Source organism: Nocardiopsis sp. NPDC055824 (genome assembly GCF_053616335.1).
The window spans coordinates 1-6,668 of sequence record NZ_JBSHDN010000278.1; the positions used below are offsets into that span (position 1 = coordinate 1).

Here is a 6,668-nt window from a genome sequence, read left to right on the forward strand (position 1 = left end):
GTCGGTGACGCCTCCGCCCCGTTCGCGTACGGGACGGCCCCCGGCCCCGTGTCACCGGGATGACCGGATGAGGATTCCCTCATGTGCTCCTCATGGACGCCTCACCCCCCGTCCAGAGGATGATCACCATGTTCTGGTTCGCGCTGGCGGTCGACCTGACCGCGATCTCCGTCCTGTCGTACGCCCTCTACTTCCGCCGCCACGGCCGGCGGGACCTGCTGCTGGCCTACGTGGCCCTCAACACGGGCATCTTCGCCGTGGTGTCGATGCTGACCAACCAGGAGGTGGGGCTCGCCGTCGGCTTCGGCCTGTTCGGCGTGCTGTCGATCCTGCGCCTGCGGTCCGACCTCATCAGCCAGGGGGAGATCGGCTACTACTTCACCGCGATCACCCTCGGCCTGGTCAACGCGGTCGCGGCACAGACGCCCTGGATCATGCTGGGCCTCAACGTCCTCCTGCTCACCGGCCTGTACGCGGCGGACCACCCGCGCCTGCTCTCACGGCACCTGCGACGGGTGATGACGCTGGACGTGGTGCACGAGGACCCCGTCGCGCTGCGGCAGGACCTGGAGGCTCGGCTGCGGGGCCGTGTGAAGCGGGTGGACGTCACCGAGGTCGACTACGTGCGGGACCTCATGGTCGTGGACGTCCGCTACCTCGCGTCGAGGTCCGACGCGGCCCTGTCCTCCCCCGAGCGCACCGTCGCCCTCCCGGCCTGGCTGGTGGGCAACCGATGAGCACCGACACCTCTGCCCCGGCCCTCTCCGAGGCGCTGGCCGCCCTCCGCCCGATGACGCTGGCCGAGATCAACTCGCGCGCTGCCCTGGTCACCCGCACCTGCCGCAAGTACCTGGTGCCCGTCACCTTCGCGGACTCCCTGTTCGCGGGGGCCGAGGAGCGGTTCGGGGTGCTGACGATCGGGGGGCAGCAGGTGTTCCGGTACTCGTCCACCTACCTCGACACCCCCGACCTGAGAACCTTCCACGACCATCGAAGAGGGCGGCGGGTGCGGTTCAAGGCCCGGGTGCGCACCTACGTGGACACGGGGACGCGCATGTTCGAGGTGAAGCTGAAGGGGGCCCGCGGCGTCACCGACAAGACCCGGATCGAGTACGAGGGGCCGACCGACAGGCTGACGCCCCTCACCCGCAGGTTCCTGGACGACACCCTGCTCGGGTACGGCATGGAGCCGCCGGACGTGCTCACGGCGAGCGCGGTCACCGACTACCGGCGCGCCACCGTCGTGTCGTTCTCCGGAGAGGAGCGGGTGACCGTGGACACGGACCTGGTGGGGTACCGGAACGGGTGGTCCGTGGGGATGAGGCCGGACATGGTCCTGCTGGAGGTCAAGACGCGCGGCGGGCTCACCTCCACCGAGCGCCGCCTGCACCAGCACGGTTTCCGCGAGGTCGGGTTCAGCAAGTACGGGGCCACGGTGTCCGTGCTGGAGCCGCGGTTGAGGGGCAACCGCTGGCACCGGGCGATGGCCTCCTGCCTGGACCACCAGACGCCGACGACGGTGCCCCAGGCGCGGGCGGGGGTCGTCCTCTCCGTCTGAGCAACCGCGCGGGCCCGCCCCCTCCGGGCGGGCCCGCGGTGCGTCCGGGGCCGGGGCACGTCCGGCCCCGTCCGCGCGATCACGGCTTGACCTTCTCGCTACGTCAACTTCTAGGGTCGAAGACATGAGCGAGAACACCGCGTCCGTCATCGACCGGACCATCTACCCCATGCCGATGTTCGTGACCTTCCAGGTCGCGGACATCGCCGCCGCCGAATCCTTCTACCACTCCGTCGGCTTCATCTCCCTGGCCGTCCTCGGGGCCCCGGACGGGCCCCCCGCCGTGGTCCACCTGCGGCGGATGAAGTACCAGGACATCCTCCTCGTTCCCGGCGAGCCGGAGCGCGGCAGCACCACCGCCAGCTTCTCCGCGGGCGGACAGGACCTCACCGCACTGGCGGAGGCACTCCGGGCCGACCTGCCGCCGGGCGCCGCCGTCGAGGGCCCCTCGGACACCCCCTGGTTCACCTCCGACCTGACCGTCGAGGACCCGGACGGCAACCGGGTGATCCTCACGGCCTACCGTGAGGCGGAGGCCGACGACGCCAAGGAGTGGGTCAAGGACAATATGCAGAGCGGCGACTTCGTCGTCGAGGAGTAGGGCCCGCGGGGCCCGGGGAGGGGGAGGCGTGGAGTGGACCATCCAGCAGGTCGCGGCCCGCGCCGGTGTGACGAGTCGGACCCTGCGCCACTACGACGACATCGGGCTCCTGCACCCCTCCCGGGTGGGCGACAACGGCTACCGCTACTACGACATGGACGCGGTGGCCCGCCTCCAGCGCATCCTCCTCCTGCGGGACCTCGGCCTCGGCCTGCCCGTGATCGCGGACGTCCTGGACCGGCAGGGTGACGAGGAGGGGGCCCTCGGCGACCACATCGGCCTCCTCGAGGCCGAGCGCAGCCGCCTGGACCAGCGGATCAGGGCCGTCCGCCACACCCTGGACGCCCGGGCCTCGGGGTCGGATCCCTCCATGCAGATGATGCTGGAGGGATTCAACGACCCCTACCGGGACGAGGTCGTCGCCCGCTGGGGCGAGCGGGTCTTCCAGGAGAGCAACGACTGGTGGCACGGCAAGACCGTGCGGCAGCAGATCGCGTGGAAGCGGGACACCGACGACCTGGTCAACTCGTGGGCCGAGGCATGGAAGGACGGCGTGTCCCCCGGGTCGGACCGCGCGCAGGCGATGGCCGCCCGGCACGTGGAGTGGCTCCGGGCGATCCCGGGGACCCCGGTGGCCGAGGGCGACCGCGAGCGCTCCGTCGAGTTGGTGCGCTGCCTGGGCGACATGTACGTCGAGGACCCGAGCTTCTCCACCACGTACGGGACCGTGGAGGGCGCCGCGTTCGTCCGCGACTCCCTCCACGAGTACGCCCGGACGTCCATGTGACGCCCGGCCCCGGTCTCCGCCGGGGCGCCGGGATGTTTCACGTGAAACCCCGCCGGTCCGGGGCCGCACTGCCCCGGACCGGCGACGACACCCCCGCGAAGCCTGCGGGGAACGGGCTTGCGCACCCCTCGGCGGCGCCCCGGACGCGGCCTGCTGACACCTTCCCTCCCCCTCAGGCGCGGGCCCCCAGGCCCGCGTCGCCGTCGGCGGCCGCGTCGGCCCCGCCGCGCCCGGACCCGCCTCCGCCCTCCCACAGCGGACCGAACACGTACCAGAGGCCGACCGCGATCCACACGCGGCCGATCCACCAGGCGAGCACCTCGCGCCCCTCCGGGGCGGCGAAGAACACGATGAGGCCGAGCAGCACGGCCGACGCGATCGCGGCGGCGTTGACGGCGCGGTACCACTCCCGCAACAGGTGGGCCCGGCGTCCGGGACCCCTCCGGGGAGCCCTCGGGGGCGGCGGCCCGCCCGCGAACCGGTGCGCGAAGCGGGCGTCCGCCCACCGCACGATCGCGGGCCCGAAGGCGACGCTGAGACCCAGGTAGACGGCGGCGAGGCCGTGGACCGTGCCCGCGTCCGCCCCGCCGCGCAGGTCGAGGGCGGTGGCGACGACCAGGACGACGTCGAGCAGGGGGATCGACCACAGGACGAGCGTGCTCGTACGCCGCAGCCGGAACAGGTAGCGCAGGGCCAGGCCGAGGCCCAGCAGCACCCACAGGCCGAACTCGCACAGGACGATCACCGCGGCCACGGGGTTCTGGACGATGAACTCCACCACTGGACACACCCCCGACGATCGTTCGCGGCGCCGTTCGCCCCGATCTTTGTTGGTACGACCGTGCTATCACAGTAGCACAGTCGTGCTAACATGGATCCATGCCGAAACTGATCGACCACGAACACCGCCGGGAGGAGATCGCGGAGGCCGTCTGGCGGGTCATCCTCCGCGAGGGGGTGGGCGCCGTCTCCGTGCGCACCGTCGCCGCCGAGGCGAACCTGGCCGTGGGCTCCGTGCGGCACGTCTTCCCCAGCAAGAAGGAGCTCCTGGAGTTCTCCATGGCACTGGTGCACGCCCGGGCGCGCGAGCGCGTCGTGCGGCACACCGGCCTGCACGACCCCCGCGAGCTCGCCGAGGCGATCCTCCACGAGCTCCTCCCCCTCGACAGCACCCGCCGGGCGGAGATGGAGCTGGAGGTGGCGATCATCGCCGAGACGCCCGCGCACCCCGGGCTCCGCGCCATCCAGGAGGAGGCGCACCGCGGCGTCCGCGCCGCCTGCCACGGGGTGCTGCGCCACCTGCTCGACCGGGGCCGCGTCCACCCGGACGCCGACCTCGACGCCGAGACGCTCCGCCTGCACGCCCTGCTCGACGGCCTGGCCCTGCACGCCCTCACGTCCGAGGGCGCCCCGGAGGCCGTCGCCGAGCGGACCACGGGCGTCCTGCGAGCCCATCTGGACTCGCTGCGCCCGCCCGCATGACCGGGCGGGACGCAATCCACCGCGAGGAGGACGGCATGAACAGCACGACGAAGGCCGGCCGGAGGCTGGAGCGGTTCGTCAGGGACCGGGTCGGGGAGGCCGACGGAGGCCGCCCGGACCCGTGCACGCGCTCCCACCTGGCGCTCCTCGCCACCGTGGACGCGCTCCGCGAGGAGGCGTCCGCGGAGGAGGACTGGCACTGGGTGGAGACCGTCGCGGACGTCTTCGGCGGATGGTTCTCCGTGGGCGGCCCCGCGGAGGAGGACCCCGCCGCGGACACCGGCGTCTTCGGGGACGACCCCGAGCGGACCGCCTCGGCGGTGGCCGTGCGGGTGCTCGCGTGCGTCGCTCTCGCCTACGAGGACCACCCGGCGTTCGACCCGGAGTGGCGGCGCCTCCTGCCGGACCGGGCACGCCGGGGCGGGGACGGACGGCGGACGTGAGACGGCCACCGTCCCGTATCCGATCGGGACGGTGGCCTCGTGCGGTGTCCCTCCCGCTACCGGAAGGACTCCGCGGACATCTAGATGTTCCCGGGTCCGGCGCCGCCACTCACGATCGCGGGGACGTCTTCGGCCGGGTCGAGGTCGTACGCGTACGGGATCGCGGCGACGTCGCCGCCTCCGGTCTCGGGCTCGCCCGAGCCGTCGTAGACGTTGTCCCGCTCCTCGATGGCGCCGATGTCCGAATCGGCGTAGCCGGTGTGGGTCGGGTTGTCGACCCCCTCGAAGTAGTTGCCCTCGACCAGGACGCCGCCGCCCATGGTGGAGGCGACACCGTACTCCGCGTTGTCGAGGTAGTAGTTGTTGAACACGTGGACGGGGTTGCCGAAGCGCACCCGCGGGTGCCGGCTCCCCGTCCCGTCGTAGAAGTTGTGGTGGAAGGTCACCCGGAGGTGCCCCTCGTCCTCGGTGTGCCCGTCCGAGTGCCCGACGAGGGACGTCTTCTCGTGGTCGAAGAAGTGGTTCCAGGAGACGGTCACGAAGTCGGACTCGCGCTTGGTGTCCACCGCGCCGTCGTAGCCGTCGGTGAAGCTGTTGTGGTCGATCCAGATGTTGGTCGAGCCCTCCTGGATGTTGATGGCGTCGTCGTCCCAGCCGGAGAAGGCGATGTTCTGGACGATGACGTTGCTGACGCCGCTGATGTCCAGGCCGCCACCGGTGATCTCCGCGCCGTCCAGGCCGATGATCGTCGTGTCCGAGGGCACGTCGTTCATGCCGGAGATGTCGATGGAGCCGCTGACCTCGATGACCTGGGGGCCGTCGCCCTCCAGGGCGTCGAGGAACTCCGATTCGGAGGAGACGGTGACGGTGTCGCCGCCCTCGCCCCCGGTGGTGCCGCCGTTCTGGGACGCCCAGCCCTGCGGGCTGCCCACCGCCGCCGAAGCGCTGCCGGGGACGCCGAGCAGTCCGAGGGCGAGGGCGGCCGCGCCGAGCGCCGCGCCGCCGGCGCCGAGCGCCCTGGCCGAGGGGGTCTTCGGGTGTTCTGTTCTCATGGGGGGTTCTCCTCGTTCTGGTGTGAGGGGAGGGGTGGTGCGCCGGAGGTTCTCCGGAGGTCGGCCGCGCACCGGACCGCGCCGACTCCGTACCGGCGGACGCGGGAGTGGGGACCGCGCCCGCCGGGCCTGTGGTCAGAGACCGCCCGGCACCTCGGCGGTACCGACCGGGTCAGCGGGGTCTGCAAGGCCTTCGGGGGCCGCGACCTGCGCTGACGCGGTTCGTGCGTACGGCGTGCCGAGGGGTGTGCACATGGCGGGTCTCTTCCGGGAAGGGTCTGAGGGTGACGCGGCCCCGGACGGTCCGGGGCCCGTGTGCCGTCGCCGCCCGGTTTCCCGAGCGGCCCGGCCATGAATCTGAAAGCGCTTTCCGTGCCAGGACGGTAAATCGACGACCGGCACCGTGTCAACAGCCCATGTCCGGGGAATCACCGTTCGATTACGGAGCGACAGCAGTGATTCCGCGCGTGATCCCAGTTGAATGGGCTTGTGCTCACCCAGGGAAATCGCGTCGGCATTCTCCGGAATGGACGCCGTCCCAGATGGCACCGTGCCCGGATATGCCTTCCCGGCGTATTTTCAGGACTTTGATCGGTAAGCGCTTGCCGTAGAATGCGCGGCCGTCCGCGCCGCCATCCGGCCCGCCGCGACCGGCGGTCCCACCGCGGGACCGGACGGGCCCCGGGCCTCCCCGCACGCCGCCGACGACCGACCCCGGACGACGCACGACGGCGCCCGCCGGAAC

The 6,668-nt window shown here is 72.0% G+C and carries 8 protein-coding genes; 6 read left to right on the forward strand and 2 right to left on the reverse strand.

Annotation, left to right across the window (positions count from 1 at the left end; genetic code table 11):
- Positions 1-128: 128 nt before the first annotated feature.
- The 4 genes from ACWGL3_RS30000 to ACWGL3_RS30015 all read left to right on the forward strand — a co-directional run bounded on the left by ACWGL3_RS30000 (position 129) and on the right by ACWGL3_RS30015 (position 2,946).
- On the forward strand, positions 129-737 hold the full coding sequence (locus ACWGL3_RS30000) for a DUF4956 domain-containing protein (RefSeq protein ID WP_267950575.1): 609 nt from the start codon (positions 129-131) through the stop codon (positions 735-737).
- Entirely contained in the window at positions 734-1,558 is an 825-nt protein-coding gene (locus ACWGL3_RS30005; protein WP_267947281.1) for a polyphosphate polymerase domain-containing protein, read from the forward strand. Before ACWGL3_RS30000 ends, ACWGL3_RS30005 begins: the two co-directional genes overlap by 4 nt.
- 124 nt (positions 1,559-1,682) lie before the next feature.
- The gene (locus tag ACWGL3_RS30010; RefSeq protein ID WP_267947282.1) at positions 1,683-2,159 is read left to right on the forward strand and encodes a VOC family protein; all 477 of its coding nucleotides are present in this window, start codon (positions 1,683-1,685) and stop codon (positions 2,157-2,159) included.
- Between the two features lie 28 nt (positions 2,160-2,187).
- A complete protein-coding gene (locus ACWGL3_RS30015) occupies positions 2,188-2,946 on the forward strand; it encodes a MerR family transcriptional regulator (RefSeq protein WP_267947283.1) in 759 nt (252 codons plus the stop codon).
- Between the two features lie 172 nt (positions 2,947-3,118).
- On the opposite strand, the gene ACWGL3_RS30020 is transcribed toward ACWGL3_RS30015, so the two are convergent.
- A complete protein-coding gene (locus ACWGL3_RS30020; RefSeq protein WP_267947284.1) occupies positions 3,119-3,727 on the reverse strand; it encodes a hypothetical protein in 609 nt (202 codons plus the stop codon).
- Between the two features lie 98 nt (positions 3,728-3,825).
- Between ACWGL3_RS30020 and ACWGL3_RS30025 the strand changes: the two genes are divergently transcribed.
- On the forward strand, positions 3,826-4,428 hold the full coding sequence (locus tag ACWGL3_RS30025) for a TetR/AcrR family transcriptional regulator (protein WP_267947285.1): 603 nt from the start codon (positions 3,826-3,828) through the stop codon (positions 4,426-4,428).
- A gap of 35 nt (positions 4,429-4,463) precedes the next feature.
- Positions 4,464-4,871: a hypothetical protein gene (locus tag ACWGL3_RS30030; RefSeq protein ID WP_267947286.1), complete on the forward strand. Its 408-nt coding sequence runs from the start codon at positions 4,464-4,466 to the stop codon at positions 4,869-4,871.
- Positions 4,872-4,951: 80 nt separating this feature from the next.
- Here ACWGL3_RS30030 and ACWGL3_RS30035 read toward each other — a convergent pair whose 3' ends face one another.
- Positions 4,952-5,923: a pectate lyase family protein gene (locus tag ACWGL3_RS30035; RefSeq protein WP_267947287.1), complete on the reverse strand. Its 972-nt coding sequence runs from the start codon at positions 5,921-5,923 to the stop codon at positions 4,952-4,954.
- Positions 5,924-6,668 lie beyond the last annotated feature (745 nt).